General features: G+C 58.1%; 14 protein-coding genes. 7 read left to right on the top strand and 7 right to left on the bottom strand.

Translation table 11 applies throughout. The features are described 5' to 3' along the window. The first annotated feature begins 162 nt into the window (after window positions 1-162). The 3 genes from WW58_RS06540 to aat all read left to right on the top strand — a co-directional run bounded on the left by WW58_RS06540 (window position 163) and on the right by aat (window position 2,692). Window positions 163-1,095, top strand: a complete 933-nt coding sequence (locus WW58_RS06540) for a shikimate dehydrogenase family protein (protein WP_046436309.1) — start codon at window positions 163-165, stop codon at window positions 1,093-1,095. 125 nt (window positions 1,096-1,220) lie between these two features. Then, window positions 1,221-2,114 carry an A/G-specific adenine glycosylase gene (locus WW58_RS06545; protein WP_288143424.1) on the top strand — a complete coding sequence of 298 codons (894 nt, stop codon included), beginning with the start codon at window positions 1,221-1,223 and terminating at the stop codon, window positions 2,112-2,114. Then, entirely contained in the window at window positions 2,111-2,692 is a 582-nt protein-coding gene (gene aat / locus WW58_RS06550; RefSeq protein WP_046436311.1) for a leucyl/phenylalanyl-tRNA--protein transferase, read from the top strand. The genes WW58_RS06545 and aat overlap by 4 nt, the downstream gene beginning before the upstream one ends. A gap of 454 nt (window positions 2,693-3,146) precedes the next feature. Here aat and ppdK read toward each other — a convergent pair whose 3' ends face one another. From ppdK to WW58_RS06590, 7 genes are all read right to left on the bottom strand, one after another. After that, on the bottom strand, window positions 3,147-5,891 hold the full coding sequence (gene ppdK, locus WW58_RS06555; protein WP_046436313.1) for a pyruvate, phosphate dikinase: 2,745 nt from the start codon (window positions 5,889-5,891) through the stop codon (window positions 3,147-3,149). 371 nt (window positions 5,892-6,262) lie between these two features. Beyond that, window positions 6,263-7,810, bottom strand: coding sequence for a glucose-6-phosphate isomerase (locus WW58_RS06565; protein WP_046436317.1), 1,548 nt, complete (start codon window positions 7,808-7,810; stop codon window positions 6,263-6,265). A gap of 15 nt (window positions 7,811-7,825) precedes the next feature. Further along, window positions 7,826-8,914, bottom strand: a complete 1,089-nt coding sequence (locus WW58_RS06570) for a tetratricopeptide repeat protein (RefSeq protein ID WP_022197391.1) — start codon at window positions 8,912-8,914, stop codon at window positions 7,826-7,828. Between the two features lie 102 nt (window positions 8,915-9,016). Next, entirely contained in the window at window positions 9,017-9,904 is an 888-nt protein-coding gene (locus WW58_RS06575) for a class I SAM-dependent rRNA methyltransferase (protein WP_046436382.1), read from the bottom strand. Window positions 9,905-10,105: 201 nt separating this feature from the next. Further along, on the bottom strand, window positions 10,106-10,804 hold the full coding sequence (locus WW58_RS13185; RefSeq protein WP_205572112.1) for a PEP-CTERM sorting domain-containing protein: 699 nt from the start codon (window positions 10,802-10,804) through the stop codon (window positions 10,106-10,108). A 363-nt stretch (window positions 10,805-11,167) separates the two neighbouring features. Then, a complete protein-coding gene (scpA, locus tag WW58_RS06585) occupies window positions 11,168-13,312 on the bottom strand; it encodes a methylmalonyl-CoA mutase (protein ID WP_046436322.1) in 2,145 nt (714 codons plus the stop codon). A gap of 23 nt (window positions 13,313-13,335) precedes the next feature. After that, window positions 13,336-15,390, bottom strand: a complete 2,055-nt coding sequence (locus WW58_RS06590; RefSeq protein WP_046436324.1) for a methylmalonyl-CoA mutase family protein — start codon at window positions 15,388-15,390, stop codon at window positions 13,336-13,338. A 205-nt stretch (window positions 15,391-15,595) separates the two neighbouring features. On the opposite strand from WW58_RS06590, the gene WW58_RS06595 reads away from it, so the two are divergent. Genes WW58_RS06595 through WW58_RS06610 form a run of 4 tightly spaced genes read left to right on the top strand, consistent with a single transcriptional unit; the run spans window position 15,596 to window position 21,363 of the window. Then, a complete protein-coding gene (locus tag WW58_RS06595; protein WP_046436326.1) occupies window positions 15,596-18,226 on the top strand; it encodes a hypothetical protein in 2,631 nt (876 codons plus the stop codon). Beyond that, a complete protein-coding gene (locus WW58_RS06600; protein WP_022197397.1) occupies window positions 18,223-18,876 on the top strand; it encodes a hypothetical protein in 654 nt (217 codons plus the stop codon). Before WW58_RS06595 ends, WW58_RS06600 begins: the two co-directional genes overlap by 4 nt. Continuing rightward, on the top strand, window positions 18,873-19,931 hold the full coding sequence (locus WW58_RS06605; protein WP_257227967.1) for a prenyltransferase/squalene oxidase repeat-containing protein: 1,059 nt from the start codon (window positions 18,873-18,875) through the stop codon (window positions 19,929-19,931). Before WW58_RS06600 ends, WW58_RS06605 begins: the two co-directional genes overlap by 4 nt. Then, window positions 19,921-21,363, top strand: coding sequence for a hypothetical protein (locus tag WW58_RS06610; RefSeq protein ID WP_215833471.1), 1,443 nt, complete (start codon window positions 19,921-19,923; stop codon window positions 21,361-21,363). Before WW58_RS06605 ends, WW58_RS06610 begins: the two co-directional genes overlap by 11 nt. Window positions 21,364-21,372 lie beyond the last annotated feature (9 nt).

The following is a 21,372-nucleotide window of genomic DNA, read 5'->3' on the forward strand; positions in this document are numbered from 1 at the left end:
CGATTTTCCGGCCTTCCCGGCCCCCGTCCAGCATGAACTTTCCGGAAAAAGCGAACGGAAACTGCCGCGCGGGGAAAAGGAATGATAGGCGTTTGCCTTGAAATCCGGCAGCATTTCATTCATAGTCCGCCGCATGCGCCTGAAGCCGCACCTTTATTTTCCATGAAACCCTACTATACTCTGGCTGACCTTCTGGATGAAGGACATCCGTTTGACGCCGGGGAAACCGTTCCCGCCAGACTGGCCGTAATCGGTTTCCCCATTGCCCATTCCAAATCCCCCGCCATGCAGCAGGCCGCGCTGGACGCGGCGGGCATTCGCGCCCGGTATATCCGCATCCAGGCCGCTCCGGAAGAATTCGGAGAAGTGGTGCGGCTTCTCAGGGAAAGGGGATTCACGGGGGCCAACGTGACGGTGCCCCACAAGCAGGCGGCCTGTTCCCTGTGCAACGACACGGACGCCCTTTCCCGCGTCACCGGCTCCGTCAATACGCTCGTCTTTCAAAAGGACGGTTCCGTCTCCGGCTTCAATACGGACGGCCCGGGGTTCGCCCGCGCCATCCGGGAAGAATTTTCCGTGGATTTGCGCGATTTGAAAGTGGCCCTTCTGGGCTCCTGCGGCGGAGCCGGGCTTGCCCTGGCCTACACCTGCGCCATGCAGCGCTGTGAACGGCTGACGCTGGCCGGAAGATCGGAAGAAAAGCTTCAGGAGCTTAAAAACAGGCTGAGTTCCTTTTTCATTGACGAACACAGGCTGGAAGGAGCCTCCGACCGCCTGGCGGCCCACCAGAACAATACGCCCCGTTTCAATGCCGCCGTGGAGGATGCGGATCTGATCGTCAACGCCACCTCCCTCGGCCTGAAGCCTACGGACCCTTCCCCCGTGCCCCCCGCACTGCTTTCCGCCCACCATCTGGTTTACGATTTACAGACGCATGACGATGCCTTCCAGATGGAAGCCCGCTTTCAGGGCGCCAGAGTTTCCAACGGCCTTTCCATGCTGGTTCACCAGGGGGCCCTCTCCTTTGAACGCTGGTTCGGCATCAAGCCGGATATTTCCGCCATGCGCCGGGCTCTTGAACAAAAGCATGACTGACGCCCCCCCCCCATTTTAACGTCCATGCTTTCCGGAACGCGCTGGTAGAATGGTTCAGGCGCGAAGGGAAAGACTACCCGTGGAGGCGGACAACGGATCCGTGGCACATCCTGGTTTCCGAGCTGATGCTGCAGCAGACGACCATTCCCACCGTTCTGGGAAGATATGACAGATGGATGCGCCAGTTCCCCACTCCGGCGCATCTGGCCGCCGTGGACGAACAGACGGCCCTGCGCTCCTGGGAAGGACTGGGCTATTACCGCCGCGTGCGTTCCCTCCAGGCCATCGCCAGGGAAATCGTCAACAAGTTCGGAGGACGGTTCCCGGACAACGCGGAAGGGTTGAAACGCCTGCCGGGCATCGGCCCCTACACATCGGGAGCGCTCCTCTCCTTCGCCTTCAACAAGGCGGCTCCCATTGTAGACGCCAATGTCGCGCGCGTCCTGGCCCGCATTGACAATTATTCCGTTCCCGTGGATTCTACGGAAGGCCAAAAATACCTGTGGAGCCGCGCGGAAAGCCTGGTGGATCCGGAACATGCCCGTGAATTCAATTCAGCCATCATGGAACTGGGGCAAACCTGCTGCAGCATCAGTTCCCCGGACTGCCTGCTGTGCCCCGTGCGCCCCTTCTGCTCCGCGGAACGGCCGGAAACGCTTCCCGTCAAAAATCCCAAGCCGCAAGTCACCCGGGTGGAGCACCACGACATTCTTTACATCCGCGGCAAATCCGTCCTGCTGGCCAAATGCCCGGAAGGCAAGCGCCATGCCGGCATGTACCGCTTCCCCCAGAGGGAGGACGACCACACCCTTTCCCTGCCCCATGTCCTGAAACAGACCTACAGCATTACCCGCTACAGGGTGACCCGCTACATCCACCATGTGACGGATACGCCTCTCCTCAGGGAAGGAGAGGAATTCGTGCCGCTGGACAAAATCCACGGGCTGCCCATGGCATCTCCGGACCGCAAGGCGCTGAACTCCCCCGCCCTGGGCAAACTGCTGGACCATATCAGATGAATGACAGATTAACGCCGGAACTTGTCCTCTCCGCCTACTGCCAGGGGTGTTTTCCCATGGCGGACCCGGAAACGGGAGAAATCTCCTTTTACGAACCGGACCCGCGCGCCCTGATTCCGCTGGACAACCGCTTCCACATCCCTCACGGCCTCAAACGGGCTTTGAATAAAAAACCTTTTGAACTCCGGATGGATACCGCTTTTCCGGAGGTGGTGCATGCCTGCGCCCGGACGGAGCAGCCGGAAGAACAATGGATAGACGGGCAGATTGAAGAAGCATACGGCAAGCTTCACGAGATGGGCTTCGCCCACAGTGTGGAATGCTGGGACGAGGAAGGGCTGCAGGGAGGCCTGTACGGAGTAGCCTTGGGGAAGGCTTTTTTCGGGGAAAGCATGTTCCACCGGAAAACGGACGCCAGCAAGATTGCCCTGGTGGCCCTGGTGCAATACCTGCGGGCGCATCGGTTCCTTTTCCTGGATACCCAGTGGACTACGCCGCATCTGCTGAAATTCGGAACCTATGAAGTGCCGGCCAGGGAATACCGGAAGCTTCTGAAGAGGGCGCTGGAGGAACAATAAACTATATTTTACTGTCCGGTGTAAACGGTCATGAGATTGATTCCCAATTATGGGAGATCCGGCAGCGCACCGGATTTCATAACTTGTTGATGATTTTTCTTCGGGCTCTGCCATCAATACTTGCCCCCCAAGCCGCCCCCTACGCCCAAACGTTCAGGAAGCATGGCTCCGGCATAAAAAACTCCGGAATCAACATCAACGGCACTCCGGGAAAGACTGCGGAGCATTTTGGGAAAGATGCACTTCCTCTTCCGCCAGGAGAGCTTCGGCCCATGATGCCATTAACATGATTTTTTGCAGCAAGGCGGAAGCCCAGCAAATATGCCCAAACCAAACGCATGGAGCAGTTTGGCCCGCAAGGTTCAAGCCATATCTGACAAGACCGATCCATCCGCTAAAAAAGCCCGTGGTTCCGAAGAACCACGGGCTGTTTATTAACCCTTAACAAAAAGGTTTATTCCTGTTCCAGAGCAGCCTGGGCCGCGGCCAGACGGGCGGTCGGGACGCGGTAGGGCGAGCAGCTCACATAAGTCAGGCCCAGCGTGTTGCAGAACTTGACGGAAGCGGGGTCGCCGCCGTGTTCGCCGCAGATGCCCAGTTTGATGTCCGGGCGGGTGGAGCGGCCGAGTTCCACGGCAATCTTCATCAGCTTGCCGACGCCGTTCTGGTCAATGGAAGCGAAGACGTTCTTCTTGATGATTTCCAGTTCCTGATACTGCGGCAGGAAGGAACCGGAGTCGTCGCGGCTCATGCCCAGGCCCGTCTGGGTCAGGTCATTGGTGCCGAAGGAGAAGAACTGGGCGGTTTCCGCGATTTCGTCAGCCGTGACGGCAGCGCGCGGGATTTCAATCATGGTGCCGACGAGGTAGTCCACTTTGACGCCTTTTTCCTCAAATACCTGCTGGGCCACCTTGTCAATGATGGCTTTCTGGATGTCCAGTTCCTTCTTGAAGGCCACCAGAGGAACCATGATTTCAGGCACCACGGCAAATCCTTCTTCTTGGGAGACTTCCACAGCGGCTTCAAAGATGGCGCGGGCCTGCATTTCCGTGATTTCCGGATAGGCGATGCCGAGGCGGCAGCCGCGGTGGCCGAGCATCGGGTTGAACTCATGGAGTTCGGACACGCGGCGCATGATGACTTCCACAGGCATGCCGATTTTCTGGGCCAGGTCAAGCTGCTGTTCCTTCGTCTGGGGAAGGAATTCGTGCAGGGGCGGGTCCAGAAGGCGGATGGTGCCCGGCAGACCCTTGAGCGCCTTGAAGATGCCCTTGAAGTCCCCCTTCTGGTAGGGAAGGAGCTTGGAAACGGCGGCTACGCGGTCGCTCTTCTTGGTGGAGAGGATCATTTCACGGACGAAGTCGATCCGGTCCCCTTCAAAGAACATGTGTTCCGTGCGGCAGAGGCCGATGCCGGTGGCGCCGAAGGCGATGGCGGTTTCCGTCTGCTTGGGAGAGTCCGCATTGGTGCGCACTTTCATTTTGGTGCAGTCGTCGCACCACTGCATGAGCTTGGCGAAGTTCTGGTAGGTGCGGCTGTCTTCCGGCTTCATGGTCTTGGAAATCAGGACCTGGATGATTTCAGAGGGGGAAGTTTCCACCTTGCCGGCGTATACCAGGCCGCTCGTTCCGTCAATGGAGAGGTAGTCACCTTCGCTGACGGTTACGTCGCCAACGGAAACGGTGCGGTTGTTGTAATCCACAATGATTTCATCCGCGCCGCAAACGCAGACTTTGCCCATCTGACGGGCAACGAGGGCGGCATGGGAGGAAACGCCGCCGCGGGCGGTCAGGATGCCTTCAGCGGCAATCATGCCGCGCAGGTCTTCCGGAGAGGTTTCCAGACGGACCAGCAGAACCTTTTCACCTCTGTCCGCGGCTTCCACACAGCGTTCCGCGTTCAGGTAGATGCGTCCGGTGGCGGCGCCGGGCCCGGCGGGAAGACCGCGGGTCAGAACCTTGGCACTCTTGATGGCTTCACGGTCAAAGATGGGGGTCAGCAGCTGGTCCACCTGGTCCGCAGGAATGCGGCGCACGGCGGTTTTCCAGTCAATCAGGCCCTGTTCCACCATTTCACAGGCAATGCGGAAAGCGGCCACGCCGGTGCGCTTTCCGTTGCGGGTCTGGAGCATGTAGACGGTGCGGTCCTGAATGGTGAATTCAAAGTCCTGCATGTCATGGAAGTGGTTTTCCAGCACTTCGCGAATGCGCACCAGTTCATTGAAGGCGGCGGGCATCACTTCATGAAGGGCAGCAACGGGGGCGGGCGTACGCACGCCGGCCACGACGTCTTCACCCTGGGCGTTCATCAGGAATTCGCCATAGAATTCGTTTTCGCCGGAGGCGGGGTTGCGGGTGAACGCCACGCCGGAACCGGATTCCTCACCCGTGTTGCCGAAGACCATGGCCTGCACGTTGACGGCGGTGCCCCATTCGGACGGAATGCCGTATTTCTGGCGGTACACGATGGCGCGGTCATTGTTCCAGGAACCGAACACGGCGCCAATGGCTCCCTGAAGCTGTTCCCAGGGGCATTCCGGGAATTCATGGCCGGTGCGTTCCAGCACCAGGGCCTTGAAGCGGGAGACAAGTTCCTTCAGGTCATCGGCGGAGAGCTTGGTGTCTTCCACGTCCTCGCTGCCGAAGCGTTCTTTCTTGATGGCGGCGATGGCGGTTTCAAAGGGTTCGTGGTCTTCATCCGGGGTTTTCTGCACACCCAGCACCACGTCGCCGTACATCTGCACGAAGCGGCGGTAGCAGTCCCAGGCGAAGCGGGGGTTGTTCGTAGCCTTCACCATGGCTTCCACGGATTTTTCATTCAGGCCGAGGTTCAAAATCGTGTCCATCATGCCGGGCATGGATTCACGGGCGCCGGAACGCACGGCCACCAGCAGGGGCATAGCTTCCGTATCGCCGAACTTGCGTCCCAGGATCTGTTCCATTTTGGCAATGCCTTCCTTGACCTGCGCGTCAAGCTGGGCGGGATAAGTGCAGCCGTGATCGTAGTAGTAAGTGCAAACTTCCGTAGTGATGGTGAATCCGGGAGGGACAGGAAGGCCGATGCGGGCCATTTCCGCAAGGTTGGCGCCCTTGCCGCCCAAAAGATTTTTCATGCTGCCATTGCCGTCGGCGGACCCTCCGCCGAAAGAATAGACGAATTTGTCAGTAGATGCGCTGCACGCGCAGGAATTGGTGGACATATCGATTATTGTAGTCGAATTAATGATTCTGCCCAAACATCGACCAAAGGAGCCAACAAAAGACCCAATAGCGAGTTAGGGTCGAATAAGGATGCCTTCGGCTCCTTGCTTTGTCAATCCGAAATTGTACGGAAAACAAAAATATTTTTCAGAGTTTTTGGGGAAAAGAATGCATGCCAAAACCCTGCTTTTCCAGCCTGTCCCGTCCGGAGCCGCTCTTCCTCCGGGCAACGCCGCTTCCTGTTTTCCGGCGGCTCCGGAATTACCTGGGAAGAAAAGCGCAGCGAGTTTCTTTTCATGGCTGCCCGGAAAAGAAAAACGGACGCTTATCAACCGGATAAGCGTCCGCCGGAAATAATATGCCCTGTTTTTTATGCCTTGCAGAAGGTGTCTTCATCCGCACAGTCAGCCTGAACCCACTTGACGGAGGAATCACCGGAAGCTATATGCACAAGGCAATGGTACACGGCTTCCTGGTCCGCATCCAGCCGGGCAGCCATCTGGGCGGCGGTTTCCGGGGCGGTTCCCAGAGCCCCCCTTACCCTGCCCAGCAGGGCCAGGAAGGAACCCGCCGCTTTTTTGCCGGCTTCCACGCCGGGCTGGTGGTAGGCGTTGATGTTGACCAGAGAAGCATAGAAGGAGACGGCGCGCTCAAACAGGGCAATCAGCATGCCGAGCGTTTTGGCGTTCACCTCCGGGATGGAAATGGTGATGGAGGAACGGCCGGATTCCGCCAGCGCCTGGCGGGTGCCGCGCAGGAAGCCCTGGAGGAAGTCTCCGCACGTGGCGCCCGCCTCCACTTCCACCGCATCCGCGGAACATTCGCGCACTTCAATGAAGGTGGCGAAGAAGTTGTTCACGCCGTCACGGAGCTGCTGCACATAGGCATGCTGGTCCGTGGACCCCTTGTTGCCGTACACGGAAATGCCCTGGCAGACTTCGTTGCCCTCCAGATCCAGCCGTTTGCCGAGGGATTCCATAATGAGCTGCTGGAGGTATTTGGAGAAGAGCACCAAGGCATCCTTATAAGGGAGAACCACCATATCCTTTTCCCCCTTGCCGCCGGTAGCCTTGTACCAGGCCAGCGCCAGTTTCATGGAGGCGTTGCATTCCACACAGTCCCGGCGGGTCTTTTCGTCCATCAGGCGCGCGCCTTCCAGCAGGTCATCCACGTTCACGCCCTGAAGCACGGCGGGAACCAGCCCCACCACGGACATGACGGAGGTGCGGCCGCCCACCCAGTCTTCCATCGGGAAGCGCTTGAGCCAGCCTTCCGCCTCAGCCGTTTTGTCCAGCCGGGAACCCGCTCCCGTGACGGCGACCGCCTGGGGAGCGAATTCCAGCCCGTTCTTCCTGAAGAAATCCTGGGCCACCAGCATGCCGTTGCGGGTTTCCGGCGTGCCGCCGGATTTGGAAATAACGACGACAAGCGTTTCTTCCAGAGGGAGGGATTCCAGCACCCGGTACATGCCGTCCGGGTCCGTGTTGTCCAGAAAGAACATGTCCAGCCCCGCCGCAGGAATGGCGTCCGCCACCAGCTCCGGACCAAGAGCGGAACCGCCGATGCCAATGACGAGGGCCGCGGAATATTGTTCCGCGCGGGGAGGCGTTATTTTGCCGTCCAGAACGTCCCGTCCGAAGGCTTTGACGTCCGCCAGGGGACCATCAATGGCAGCCTTCAATTCCGGCGTGGGAGCCAGGGAGGAATTGCGCAGCCAGTAGTGCCCCACCATGCGTTTTTCATCAGGATTAGCAATGGCGCCGGATTCCAGCGCCTTCATGTCGGCAAACGCCTTGTCTATCCGCCCCTGCATGGAAGACAGGAACGCATCGTCCAGCGGAAGTTTGGAAAAATCAAGGGAGATGCCCAGTTCTGGGTAGCGAACGAGTTGTTGTGCGTATAAGCTCATGATGGTCATGGATTGGAAAAAGAATTACCGGAGTTTTTTCAGGACGCTTTTAGCCTGCACGTCTCCCTGATCCGCCGCTTTCTGGAACCATTCCCGGGCTTTGGCCATGTCCTTGGGCAGGCCGAAACCGGTCTGATACATCACGCCCAGGTTATATTGTTCCGAGGCATAGCCTTCCACAGCCGCCCGGCGACGCGTGCGGGCCTGCTCCCTGGCTTCCGCAGCGGTTAGTCCCAGAACCCGCGCCGCATCCGGCCACGCAGCTCCGAATCTGGAGGCGGAAGGGGCATAGCCGGCGGCTCCGGCCTTGCGGTGCATTTCCTCCGCTTTTTTCTTATCCCTCTTCACGCCGTATTTGCCCTGGTCATACAGGAACGCCATGCCCCAGTAGCCACGGGGGCAGCCCAGTTCCGCCGCCTGCTGGAAACATTCAAAGGCATCTTTATACTTTTTGGAACCCATGGCGAGCACAGCGTCGGAAATGTGGAGTTCCGCCTCCTTCAAACCGGGAAATTCCGGGATGGCCGCCCATTCCCTTTTCAGTTCCTCCCTGTCCCTTTTGGACTTGGGAGGCATGCCGGAGGGACCGGAAAAACGGAAAAGGGGGAAGTAGCCCTCCATGGCTCCCATGTTGCCCAGGCCGGACATGAGGAAAACGCCGGGAGATACCTTCCACATGTGCATGTACTGGATGCGGCCTTCCTGGAGGGATTCCCTGGCCACCCATTCCGGCATGTTCACCGGTTCCCCGAACTGTTCCGTCAGGCCCACCAGAAGGGCCTTATAGGCGGATTTCAGTTTGGTTTCATATTCGGAACCGCGGTGCTTGCTCCGGGAATAGAAGACAACGGCCCTCAAGCCGCCGGAGGGGTCATAGTCAAAGTTCAGGGCAAAGGTCTGACCGCCTATGGCCTGCCTGGTTTTAAACACGCCGTTGAGTCCGGTGCGTGCGAGGAGGGCATCCGTGGGCGGACCTTCAAGCTGCTTGCTCCGCCTCAGGGTTTTCAGCACCTGGTCCTTGTCCATTCCCACCTCCAGCCCCTCATAGAGAGCGGCAAGAAGAGGGGCACACGTGAGAGCGAAGAGTCCAGCAACATAGGCTAGTTTTTTCATAGAAAAAAGTAATTGGGCGGCTTTCTATCAAAGCGGAAGCATTTTCAAAAGGACAAAATGCGTCAGCCACAGAGAGGGAAATTTTTCATAAAATATTCATTTTCAATCTATCCACAATCTTTTCAAATAATCCTCCCCGGAGAAATCCGGAGGCATGGGGTCACGGGTCAGGCGGAAACCGGGAACGGCACGGGCCACCATCCTGCGGAATTCCTCGTGGCCCAGCTTGCGGCAGTTGCTGGTGCACAGCATCCAGCCGCCCGGTTCCAGGCATTCGCGCGCCAGGGCCACCAGCTCCCCGTAGTGGGATTCCACCCGGAACACCTTTCCGCGGTCATCCCGGGAAAACGTGGGAGGGTCCAGAATAATGCCGTGAAAGGTTCGCCCCTGCCTGGAGAACCGTTCCAGCCAGCGGCGCGCGTCCCCCTTGCAAAAGTACTGGCCGGAGGGGTCAATGCCGTTCAGAACAAAATTTTCCCTGGCCCAGTCCAGGCACGGCTGCGCCAGATCCAGCGTGGTTGTCTGCGCTCCCCCCAGGGCGGCGTAAACGGAAAAGGCCCCCGTATAGGCAAAGGTATTCAGCACCCTCATGCCCGGAGCGCTTTTTTCCCTCACCCGGCGGCGGTGGTCGCGCTGGTCCAGAAAAATTCCCTGGGAATAACCGGCGGACATGTCTATTTTGAAACGCACTCCCTGCTCTAGGGCCGTAAATTGCAGGGGAAGGAGCGGCCCGGCGATCTGGACGGGCGCTTCTTTCTGGTTTTGTTCCAGTTTTTTGTGGAATACGGGCAGGCCCGTATCCCGGAGTTCGCTTTCCAGGTCCGCAGGAATGGAACATCCGCGCGTGGAGACGAGAATACGATCCGCCATCTGATCCACAAAGACACCGGGAATTCCATCCCCCGCCCCGTCCATGACCCGGAACATATCCGTATCCGGCGGAATCAATTCCCTGTTGCGTTCCACGCAATAATGATAATTTCTCTCCACGGCGGAGCAAAGAGTAACGGATGAAGAACGTTCCCGCAATGTCAAAGAAGCAGGAGCCTCATTTCCTTCGGAGCAAGAGTTCCGCCAGGAAAAACGGTCATCTGGACGGCCCTCCTTCATCAACAGAGACATTAAAAAAATCGCCTGCAAGGCTGGACCTTGCAGGCAAAAACGCCTTTAACTGCTGGCAGGACAAGGTTTTCAGGCTTTCCGGCGGCGGCGAACCATCAGGGCCGCCAGCCCCAGCAGACTCAGGGATGCCGTAGCCGGTTCCGGAACCTGCAAGCCAAAAGCGTTGAGAATGTCTGTATCCGTGGCTTCGGTATTAAACGTCGCCAGCTTAATGTCAGTGAATGTCTCCTTCGCCGCGTTCGTCCAGATACTGGATTGATCCCATTTCAGAGAGCTTGTACCGGAGGTGAAATTAAAAGAAACTGTTCCCAAGGTTTGAGTTCCGCTGTACAGGGTAGCTGAGGCAGAGCTTCCATCCTCGCTTTTCCGCATAATCAGCGTGAGAAGAAGACTGCCTCTTTCAGTTGTCGCCGTCATATCAAAACTCTGACCTGCATAGGAGAATAAACAGGTATACCCGCCGTCTGCGGAGGAGGAAGTCAGCTGTAGTGCATTACCAGACGCCCCCCCGTTGGTACGTGAGGTCGAGAAAATATTTTGGGGAGAGGAAGTATTTCTTGTTTCCGTAAGCTGAAAAGAAATGGCGAAATTGTCCAAGGACGTTCCTGTTGTTCCTTCACTCCACGTCAATGACGAATTGCCAGAGGAAAGAACACCGTTCTGAGGCTTAGTAAGGCTCAGAAGCGTAACAAGATCAGGACTTTCTGCGTTGACCCACCCGGGCAGCAAAACCGCCGTCATAATAGACGATACAAATAATTTCTTCATCACGGACAGCTTATAGCCGGATTGACTATCCGCTGTCAACTTTTTCTAAAAGAATTTATGCAGATAATAGGGAGGGAAAGCCTGATAAAAAATACAGAAGAACAAAAAATGTCCGCAAGCATCTTGCTCCGCAACTCATTCATGAATTCAAGAAATGTTTGTGATTTCATTGAGAAGAAAGGAATTTTATGTTGTTTGAAAGTTATTGACATTTAACAACTTAATTATCTCATTATTGTTTCTGAATTTTTACAGCAGTGCTGAACTGCTTCAGCGGATAGTCAATCCGCCCGCAAAAAAGAGGCCGGATTTTTCATCCGGCCTCTCGCAACAGGTATTTACCTGATAAACAGGAAATTCCGTTTAGTCAGCGTACTGTTCGTTAAGAGCTTCCATGATTTCCCTGGAAGCTTCCGGAATGTTGGTGCCCGGGCCGAAGATGGCCACAGCTCCGTGTTCCTTCAGGAAGTCATAGTCCTGGGCGGGAATAACGCCGCCGCAGAAGACCAGGATATCCGGACGGCCCTGCCTGGCAAGTTCCTCCACCAGGGCAGGAAGGAGAACCTTGTGGCCGGCGGCCAGAGAGCTCATGCCGATCATGTGCACGTCGTTTTCAATCGCCATTTTGGCAGTTTCCTCCGGCGTCTGGAAGAGCGGGCCCACGTCCACGTCAAAACCGAGGTCGGCATAGGCGGAGGAGACCACCTTGGCGCCGCGGTCATGGCCGTCCTGGCCCATTTTGGCGACGAGGATGCGGGGACGACGCCCCGTGCGTTCGGCGAAGTCATCCGTCATCTTGCGGACTTCCTCCACCAGCGGATCTTGACCATAGGATTGGGCGTACACGCCGGTAATGAGTTTGATTGGTGCTTTATGACGCCCGAAGTGTTTTTCCAGGGCGGAGGAGATTTCACCCAGGGAGGCGCGGGCCTTGGCCGCCTTGATGGCAAGGTCAAGGAGATTGCCTTCCCCCGTGCGGGCGCATTCGGACAGGGCTTCCAGCGCGGCTTCGCACGCGGCGGAGTCCCGTTCCGCGCGCAGTTTCTGCAGGCGGGCGATCTGGGCTTCCCGGACGGTGGTGTTGTCCACTTCCAGAATATCGATTTGGGCTTCCTGTTCCAAGCGGTATTTGTTAACGCCGATGATGGGTTCCTTTCCGGAGTCAATGGCGGCCTGGCGGCGCGCTGCGGCTTCTTCAATGCGCATCTTGGGCAGCCCGGTTTCAATGGCCTTGGCCATGCCTCCGAGTTTTTCCACTTCCTGAAGGTGGGCCCAGCCCTTGCGGATGAGCTCATTGGTCAGGTATTCCACATAGTAGGAACCGCCCCACGGGTCGATTACCTTGCAGATGGTGGTTTCATCCTGAAGATGAAGCTGGGTGTTGCGGGCGATGCGGGCGGAGAAGTCCGTCGGCAGGGCAATCGCTTCGTCCAGAGAGTTCGTGTGCAGGGACTGCGTATGGCCGCAGGCGGCGGCCAGGGCCTCAATGCAGGTGCGGGTGACGTTGTTGAACGGGTCCTGTTCCGTGAGGGACCAGCCGGAAGTCTGGGAGTGCGTGCGCAAGGCCAGGGACTTCGGGTTCTTGGGGTTGAACTGCTTGATGAGTTTGGCCCACAGCACGCGGGCGGCGCGCATTTTGGCCACTTCCATGAAGTAATTCTTGCCCTGGGCCCAGAAGAAGGAAAGACGCGGCGCGAAGGCGTCAATGTCAATGCCCGCCTTGATCCCGGTGCGGACATATTCCAAGCCGTCCGCAAGGGTGTAGGCCATTTCCAGGTCCGCCGTAGCGCCGGCCTCCTGCATGTGGTAGCCGGAGATGGAAATGGAGTTAAACTTGGGCATGTACTTGGAGGTGAACTCAAAGATGTCCGCAATAATCCTCATGGAGGGATCAGGCGGGTAAATGTAGGTGTTGCGCACCATGTATTCCTTGAGAATGTCATTCTGGATCGTGCCGGAGAGCTGGTCCAGCGTGCAGCCCTGTTCCTGGGCGGCGACGATGTAGAAGGCCAGCACGGGCAGCACGGCGCCGTTCATGGTCATGGAAACGGACATTTTGTCCAAGGGAATGCCCTTGAAGAGGATTTCCATGTCCAGGATGGAGTCCACGGCCACGCCGGCCTTGCCCACGTCACCCACCACGCGGGGGTGGTCGGAGTCATAGCCGCGGTGCGTCGCCAGGTCAAAGGCAATGGAAAGGCCCTTCTGGCCCGCCGCCAGGTTGCGGCGGTAGAAGGCATTGGATTCCTCAGCCGTGGAAAAGCCGGCGTACTGGCGCACCGTCCAGGGGCGCGCCACATACATGGTGGCATACGGTCCGCGGAGGTTGGGAGCCACACCGGCTGTAAAGTCCAGGTGCAGGCAGTCGTCGTACACGCTTTCCGAGTAGGTGGGCGGCACGGGAATTTGTTCATTGGTCATCCAGGTTTCCGTTTCGGAAGCCGGGGACGGGGCACCAGCCTTGATTTCAGGATAGGAGGCGGATGCAAAATCAGGAATATTGCTCATTGGGTGGAATAGGTTGGTGGTTGTTAGAGGCCGATTTTGTTTTGAATAGCTTCAACGGTGTTGTAGCAGTTGGCCTTGACGTGGATGAAGATGTCCACGCCGGCTTCCTTGAATGCTTCCACATAGTCGGCCGGATAACCGGCAAGGGCCACCATCATGTCCGGTCTGGTCTCCCTGAGAGCCTTGCAGAAGGCGGGGACGATTTCCGGATAAGTGTCATCCGTGGAGCAGATGACGCATACGGCGCAGCCGCTTTCCGCAGCCGCCCTGGCCGCGTCTTCCGGAGTTTGGAAGCCGGACGGATAAACCACATCCAGACCGCCGGCGCGCAGGAAGTCGCGGGAGAAGTCCGCGCGGGCCTTGTGCTGGCGAAGCGGCCCCATGTTGGCGAAGAAGACCATCGGCCGGGAACCCTTTTCCTCCACCCAGGCGTCAGCCTTGGCGAGCAGGGATTCAAAACGTTCCGCCAGGCGGCGCTTCGGCAGGGCTTCCATTTCCAGAGGTTCGCCGCACTTGCAGTCAACCCCGGCCACCAGGGCCTTGTTGATGAGACAGGTGGAAAAGCCTTCTCCGGCGGCCTTGCAGGCGGAGTCCACGCTCATTTCCACTTCCGGGAGCTGGATATCCGCATTCTTGCAGCAGCCGTGCCCCTTGTGGGCGGAGCAGCAGGAGCCTTCCGTCGCCTCCAGTTTCTTCTCTGCCAGGTTGACATACTGGTTGACGCCCACGATGGACTGCCGGCGCTGGTCCGCCAGTTCGTAACGTTTGGCGGCGGTGGCGTTCACCTTCTTCTGGATGCTGCCGGCTTTGAGAGCCTTGACGATGCCGCCTTCCTTTTCGATGCCCTGGAAGAATTCCCATATCTTCCGGGAGGCTTCATCCGTCAGGTTTTCCAGGTACCAGGAACCGCCGGCGGGGTCAACGACCTTGTCCAGATTGCATTCGCCCAGCAGAATCAGCGGGCAGTTGCGGGCAATGCGGCGGGAGAATTCGTCCGGCATGCGCACGGCAGCGTCAAAGGGCAGAACGTCAATACTGTCCACGCCGCCCATGATGGCGGAGAATGCCTGGGCGGAGCCGCGCAGCAGGTTGACCCAGGGATCCACCTTGGAGAGGGTCCAGAAGGAGGTGCGGGCATGGAGCCTGATTTTGGCAGCTTCCTCGCTTCCTCCGCATTCTTTGACGATGATGGCCCAGAGTTCGCGCAAGGCGCGGATTTTGGCGATTTCCAGGAACAGGTTGGCGCCGATGGAGACCGTAAAGCGCATGTGCGCCGCAGTTTCATCCACGGAGAGGCCGCGTTCCTCCATGGCGCGCAGATAGGCCACGGCAGTGGACAGCATGGCGCCCACTTCTTCAAAAGCGGAAGCGCCGGAATCCGCGTAAGGCAGCCCGCTGACGCCGATGGTCTGGAAGCCGGGAGCGTTGGCGACGGCCCATTTGGTCATTACGGCCATCTGGTCATAGTAGGCGCAGATGCCTTTTCCCCCGCAAAGGGAACCCTTCATCACAGCTTTCCCCACCGGGTCATACAGAACGCCGCCCCTGAGATCCGCCGTCTTGACGCCGGCGGCCTTGCAGGTGTTCAGGAACATGGAGAGGGTTCCCAGGCCGCAGGAACCGGGAGTGACATATACGGGAAGCCCGTCCAGCCGGACGCCCTTGAGAGCCGTATCCCAGTCAGCCTGCTTGCGCAGTTTCAGGCCGCATTTGCAGTTGAGCTGGATGTTTACGGCGGTCAGGCCGCGTTCCAGGTCATGCAGAAGCTTGGCGTTGAAATCCTCAGGAGAGGAAGCGGGAATGCTCTGGGCGATTTCGCAGGGCTTTTCCATATAGCCCAAGGCGCGCGTTCCGCGGCGGTACGGAAATTGCCCGGCAGGCATTACCGGGGAATGTTCATCCCATTTGTTATAGATGGGATGCAGGGTAATTCCCTCCACAAGCTTGGTAAAAAGCTTCTTGTCAAAATCAGCCCCTTTCAGGGCAGCGACTGCTGCCTCGCGCCATTCGGCGTATGTGGCTGGTGCGAATTCTCCGAAATCAATTTCCGGAGCCGTTGTTTTATTTCCCTGTTGCATGGCGAAGTCAATGGGTAAGGCCTAATATGTTGGTTTTTAACTATGCGCAAACCAGGCCAAGTTTAAAGCGCAACATTATTTTAGGAAATCAAAGTGTAAAGTCCAGCGAGAAAAATCCTTCCGTCCGCCTGCAAATGCGAATTTGCTTCATCACGCGAGGCAAACTTGCAAAAACGATGTCCATGGCGTAAATACGGGAATAAGCATGCCCCCTTCCACTACCGTCAAACTCCCTCCCCAGCTGGTCAGGCAGCTCCGAACTTTCCGGCGCCGCCTCAGAACGGTGAAGATGCTGGAAGCCGTATGCCTTGCAGGCATTGCCGTCATTCTTTCCTACGCGCTCCTGTACCTTTCCGACAGATTGTGGGAGACGCCTCCCGCCGTCGGCTGGCTCCTGTTTTTCATCGCCGTGTCCGGCCTGGCGGTGTTTATTCCCTGGTGGAGTTTCCGGTGGGTGTGGCAGAGGCGCACGGAAGCCCAGCTGGCGCGGCTGATTTCCCGGACGGACACGGCCCTGGGGGATCGTCTTCTGGGCGTCATCGAACTGGATTCAGAAAAGCACGGCCGCCAATACGGTTCCGAAAAGCTGAAAGAGGCGGCCATGGAGCAGGTGGCCCGCGAAGTGTCCGCCCGGGATCTGACAGTGAACATCCCCCGGCCCAGCCACAGGAAGCTGTTCGTCCTGCTGGCGGTTCTCGCCGCATGCACGGCGGCCGTATGTGCGGTAAGCCCGGAAGCGGCAGGGAATGCCCTGAAACGCTGGGTCCGCCCGTTCAATCCTCCGGAACGCTATACATTCACCCAGCTGGCCCCCACCCCGGATTCCCTGGTCATTCCCATGGGAGAGAGCTGCCTGTATGAAATCCGGCTGGCGGAGGGAACCAAAACCCGCCCGCAGACGGCAGAGTATTTTTTCCGCAACAGGGTGAGCCAGCAAGCGCCTCTTGCGGACGGCGCATACAAGATCCACATCCCCCCCATGCAACAGGCGGACAGCCTGGAGTTCTTTGCAGGGGATGCCGTGCGACGGCTGAACATCATCCCGAAGGGGCGCCCTTCCCTGCTGGGAGCCGAAGCCGGCGTAGCCTATCCTGCCTATATGGCGCGCGCCAACGGCAGGGAAGCCATGAGAGCAGGAATTATTTCCGCCCCGGAAGGCTCTACGCTGACGTTGAAGGTGTCCGCCTCCCAGCATCTGCAGTCTGCGGAGGACGCGCAGGGCCATCCGCTCCGGGTGGAAGGAAGCAACGTCATCATTCCGAACATCCTTTTGGAAAAAGAGCCCAGGGAAATAGAGCTTGACTGGATGGACAGCGACGGGCTGGCTGCTTCCCGGCCCGTGAAGATACAACTGGAACCCATTGAAGACAAACAGCCTTCCATTTACCTGAGAGGCGGCGAAAACGACCGCTACGTACTGGAGGATACCAGCATTGAGCTGGAGGTAGAAGCGGCGGACGATTTCGGCCTCCGGGAAATGGGGGTGGAATGGCAGGGTGAAAAATCCTTTTACGACGGCAATGAGGATGAAAACGGAGCCTCAGCTCCAAAACCGGCCGGTGCGGACAAACCGGCGCCCGGCCTCCGCGGGGAGAAAGTGCTGGCGGACGGACAGCCCACGCAGACCGGGCTGAAAGGAACATTCCTGTTCCAGGCCAGGGCGCTGAAGCTATCTCCCCAGCGCGTCGTCATCCGCGGGTTTACGCAGGATTACAAACCGGGAGGCAAACGCGTTTATTCGGAACCCATGATTATTTTCGTCCTTTCCAAGTCCGAGCACGCCCAGATGATTCGCAATGAACTGGAACGCATCACCAGCGATCTGGAAGGCATGATCCGCCGCATGGACGCCATGGCGGACGAAGCAAAACGGCTGAAAGGAATGGAAAACGGCAAATTGAAAGATGCGGAGTCCCAGGAACGCCTGCACGCCCTGGCCGATGAAGAGCAGGCCAACAGGCGCGAGTTGGGAGACTTGCTCAACCGCTCGGAAAGCCTGTTTAAGGAAGCCTCCCGCAATTCCCAGATAGACCCGGCCGGCATGAAGGAATTCATGAAAGGAATTTCCATGCTCAAACCCATTCCCGACGGGTCCATGAAGATGGCCCAGAAGCTCTTCCGGGATTCCGCCTCCGAGAGCCGCTCCGAGCAGGAAAGCAGGAAGGACCTGGACGACGGGGAGAATTCCCATTCCGAAGCCACACAGGCGCTGAAAGACACCATGAACCAGCTCTCCAAGTCCGCGCAGGACATGGAGGCCAGCACATTCGTGGCACGGCTCAGACAGGCCGCATCCAAGGAGGATTCCATCGCCCATGCGCTGGCCGGTCAGATCAACACCATTGCGGGCATGACCATGGAGGAGCTTGACCCTTCCACCAGGCGTGAAATGGAAACCATCGCCACCCTTCAAAATGCCTCCACGCAGGACATAGGCTGGATTCTGGAAGACCTCAGCTATTACAAGTCACGCACCGGGGAGCGCATTTACAGCGACCTGTACAACCAGATGAACGCTTTCTCCCTCCGGGAGAAGCTGGACCTGGTGCACGGCAATATCCTGAACGCAATCACAGCCCGCTCCATTGACGAGTCCCGCCTGTATGCCTCCACTCTGCGCCATTGGGCCAAATTGATAGACGACTATAAGAAGAGCCGCCGCGGCGGCGGGGGAGGAGGAGGCGGCGGGGGAGGCAGCCAGTCCTCCATTTCCGACGCCGAGTTTGAATTCATGCTGAAACTCATCCGCATGATCCAACAGGAACAGGATATCCGCATGCGCACCCGCGCCGCCGAACAGGAACACCGAAAAAAACTTCCCCCCCCTGCCCCATGAATACCGCCAATTTTCCAGCCATGATTCTGGCGCTTTCCCTGCCCTGCGCCGCCGCTCCGGCTCCCGCTCCGGAATATTCCGCCAAGCACAGGGAAACGGCATCCAAACTGGCAGTACAACAGGACGAGCTCCAGGCGGACACTTCCGACCTTATCCTGGGAGAAACCAATGAGGAGGTAGTGGACCTGCTGAAAAAATGCCGCCATGCCATGAATGACGCCGTGGACCTGCTGGAAGTTTACAATACCGGAGGCCAGACGCTGGCCGCGCAGTCGGATGTGATTGAATTGATTTACCAGGCAGCCAAGGCCAAGATGACCGGGGCCGACGGCCGGCCCAAGCCGGGAGGAAGAGCTCTTATGGACATGCTGCGCCAGCTGCTCGGCATGGATAGCGACTCCCAGTCCGCGGAACAGCAGGAAGGGAATGGGAAAGGGCAGGAAGGTTCCCAGAGAGGCAGCGGCAACAATCCCGGACGCGGAGCGAATGGAAAATCCAATATGGCCTCCTCCCAGGATAAAGGCGTTTCCAATCCGGACACGGCTGCGGAAACGCGTTCCGTTCCCAAATCCACCGGCATGTCCGCAGACGACATGCCTTCCGAATTCCGCAAGGCGCTGGACGCCTACAACAAGACTTTGCAGAAGTGAGACGCATCTCTCCGGACAGCCTTTTCACGCATGAACAGCAACTTCCCGTTTCCATGAAAAATCCCCGCCTCCTGCTTACCGCTTTCTTGACCTGCTGCATGACGGCCGCACCGCAAAACGCAGCGGCCCAATCCCCCATGAGAACGTCTTCTTCCGTGCCGCCCCAGGTGGAACTGATGTATGTGAAGGGGCTACGCTATCTTCAGAATGCCCAGAAAACGGATGGAACCTATGATGGAACTTACGGGAGGGAGCCTGGCATCATCGGTTTTTGCCTTATGTCCGTGCTGGCTCACGGAGACGATCCGAACGCGGGGCCGTACGCCACCATGGTGCGCCGCTGCGTAGATTACATCCTGTCCAGGCAGAACAAGGTATCCGGCTACATTGGGGATTCCATGTACAACCACGGCTTCGCCACTCTCGCCCTGGCGGAAGCCTACGGCATGGTGCGGGACGATCGCATAGGCCCCGCTCTCCGCAAGGCCGTGGCCCTGACACTGACCGCCCAGAAAAAAAACAAAACGGGAGGCTGGCGCTATTCCCCGGAATCCACGGACGCGGACAGCACGGTGACCGGCTGCCAGATCGTCTCCCTGTTCGCGGCGCGCAATGCGGGCATTCCCGTGCCGGATGAGGCCTTTGAACGCGGCCTCAAGTATATGGCTTCCTGCCGCGACAAGAAAGGCGCCTACGGCTACACCGGGCCGGCGGGTCCCCGCGTCACCCTCACGGCCATCGGTTCCCTGACGCTGTCCCTGGCGCGCCTTAAAACGGACCCGACCTTCAAGGATTCCCTGGCCTACCTGAAAAAGCACCTGAACTACCGGGATTCCACTTATCCGTTTTATTTTGAATATTACATGTCACAGGCCCTGTTCCATGCGGACCAGGAAGTGTGGAAGGAATGGAATTACAAAAATATGCGCTATCTGGGAGCCTCCCAGGCGCCCAACGGGTCCTGGCTTTCCGATCATTCCGCGGCATATTCCACTTCCGCCGCCCTGCTCTCCCTCGCGCTTAATTACAGATTTCTACCCATCTATGAACAATAGAATCCGCCTTTCCCTGATGCTGGCCCCGGCCTGCCTGCTGACCGCCTGGGCCAATTCCGTCATCGACGTGGTTACGGATAACAATTACCGCCTCCGCGGGGAAATCATTTCTTACGGAAAACAGGGCATCGTCATCAAGCACCCGGCCATGCGCCAGAACGCCGTCATTCTCCCGTCGGGAATCCGCGCTCTCTACTTTACGGGAACCGCCTCTCCGGATCTTCGCGCCCGGGACAAAATTTTCATGGCTGCGGGGCACAGGGACATCATCCCGTGCAATATCATTTCCATCACACAGGACAAAGTGCAGTACCGGGACATACTGGGCCATGAACGTTCCGTTCCCCGCAGCCAGGTGGCCGGGTTCCGGCTGAATACGCTGCAGGAAAAGGGCTTCTGGCAGGAACCGCTGATTTTTGACAACAGCTGGGTTTATTCCGGCAACCGGGAGGAAGACTACCGCACCCAGGCGGGGAGAAAACTGATGAATGCCCTGAAGCCGAAAATCCAGGGAGACAAGTACCAGTACCGGCTGGGCAACAATGATTACCCCACCTGGATACCCCTGTACAAGAATATCGGCCTGGATCCTTCCTCCTTTACCTTTCGCACCACCATCACCATGAACGGCAATAATGACCGCTCCGGCATTGTCTTCTGTTTCGGGGGGAATGAAAATATTCCTTTCCGGTCCAATTCCGGCAGCAACCTGAACAGGCTCATGCTCAGCATCTCGCCCGGAAAATGCACCCTGCTCCGGGAACAGAAGTCCGGCATCCTCGTGCTGGGGGAAACGGCCATTCCGGCCCCCATTCTGACGGAGGGCGTGGATATTCAATTGACAGCCTCCCGCCAGGGTGGAAACAAGCAGGTTTACGAGCTGTTGATAGGAGATCTGCCGCCCAGACTGATAACAGACCCCAGCCCGCCGGAACAGCCATTACAGGGAGACGCCTTCGGCCTCCAGATGGAAGGGCACGTGTCCCTGACCATCAGCAAACTGACCCTTTCCTCCATCACCCTGAGCGCCAAATCCGTGGCCAAAAACGGGAATGCAGAGACAGACCTTGTCCTGACAAAGGAAGAAGACGCCATTCCGGGTTCCGTCAGCGGTTACGACAGCAAAACCGGAACGCTGACGCTTTCCACGGACAAGGATTATCCGGGCATTCCCCGTGATTTTTCCATCCCGTCCAAGTACCTGGATACCGTCTTTTTTGCGGAACAGAACAGGAAAGACGACTCCCGCCCCCCAGCCCGCCACAGCCTCCAGATGAAGGACGGTTCCCGCCTGCACGGAGATATTCTGAGCATGGATTCCCTGAATATCATCCTGCGGCATCCGCAGCTCGGACAGATTTCCCTGCCGCTGAAAAACATCACCCGCGTGGAATTCCTGAATCCCGCCCAGCCATCCCGTTCCACTCCCTGATTGATCCCG

Source organism: Akkermansia sp. UNK.MGS-1 (genome assembly GCF_000980515.1).
In the GTDB taxonomy this organism is placed as follows: domain Bacteria; phylum Verrucomicrobiota; class Verrucomicrobiia; order Verrucomicrobiales; family Akkermansiaceae; genus Akkermansia; species Akkermansia muciniphila.

Coding starts and splice junctions, on each gene's coding strand:
- aat (WP_046436311.1), top strand. CDS start 2,111: ATGAATGACAGATTAACGCCGGAACTTGTCCTCTCCGCCTACTGCCAG.
- WW58_RS06590 (WP_046436324.1), bottom strand. CDS start 15,390: ATGCAACAGGGAAATAAAACAACGGCTCCGGAAATTGATTTCGGAGAA.
- WW58_RS06545 (WP_288143424.1), top strand. CDS start 1,221: ATGCTGCAGCAGACGACCATTCCCACCGTTCTGGGAAGATATGACAGA.
- WW58_RS06610 (WP_215833471.1), top strand. CDS start 19,921: ATGAACAATAGAATCCGCCTTTCCCTGATGCTGGCCCCGGCCTGCCTG.
- WW58_RS06540 (WP_046436309.1), top strand. CDS start 163: ATGAAACCCTACTATACTCTGGCTGACCTTCTGGATGAAGGACATCCG.
- WW58_RS13185 (WP_205572112.1), bottom strand. CDS start 10,804: ATGAAGAAATTATTTGTATCGTCTATTATGACGGCGGTTTTGCTGCCC.
- WW58_RS06600 (WP_022197397.1), top strand. CDS start 18,223: ATGAATACCGCCAATTTTCCAGCCATGATTCTGGCGCTTTCCCTGCCC.
- WW58_RS06565 (WP_046436317.1), bottom strand. CDS start 7,810: ATGACCATCATGAGCTTATACGCACAACAACTCGTTCGCTACCCAGAA.
- ppdK (WP_046436313.1), bottom strand. CDS start 5,891: ATGTCCACCAATTCCTGCGCGTGCAGCGCATCTACTGACAAATTCGTC.
- scpA (WP_046436322.1), bottom strand. CDS start 13,312: ATGAGCAATATTCCTGATTTTGCATCCGCCTCCTATCCTGAAATCAAG.
- WW58_RS06595 (WP_046436326.1), top strand. CDS start 15,596: ATGCCCCCTTCCACTACCGTCAAACTCCCTCCCCAGCTGGTCAGGCAG.
- WW58_RS06570 (WP_022197391.1), bottom strand. CDS start 8,914: ATGAAAAAACTAGCCTATGTTGCTGGACTCTTCGCTCTCACGTGTGCC.